The organism is Bacillus sp. SRB_331 (genome assembly GCF_003264175.1).
In the GTDB taxonomy this organism is placed as follows: domain Bacteria; phylum Bacillota; class Bacilli; order Bacillales; family Bacillaceae_G; genus Bacillus_A; species Bacillus_A mycoides.
The window spans coordinates 1-292 of sequence record NZ_NADV01000174.1 but is presented as its reverse complement, the minus strand read 5'-3'; the positions used below and the strand labels follow the sequence as shown (position 1 = coordinate 292).

Genomic DNA, 292 nt, shown 5'->3' with positions numbered 1-292 from the left:
GTGGGACCTGGGGAGGATTGTCTGAAAAAATGTCGCCAAGGTGTAATTGGATAGTGTTGTCATCAATCTGGTCCAAGGTTTCCCGTGTGAAAGAGTTCTCGTCGAAGACAGCGTCAGTGAACCGAGTGGCAGTAATTTTGTTGGTAGAGCTGCAATAAAAGAGATAACCTTTCTGTTCCATGGCGTACCCGATAAATGTTACCATTGAGCTTCTTGGTTGTAGCTTGCGATGCAGCTGGTTTGGAAGGTGGATGTACGATCGCAACCGAACGTTCGAAGGTGCATTAGGTCT

General features: G+C 46.9%; 1 protein-coding gene. It reads right to left on the bottom strand.

The genetic code is table 11. The annotated features are described in order from the left end of the window. Nucleotides 1–205: hypothetical protein (locus B5P42_RS32420; protein ID WP_483295828.1), on the bottom strand; the 205-nt coding region annotated here is incomplete at its 3' end. Between the last annotated feature and the right edge of the window lie 87 nt (nucleotides 206–292).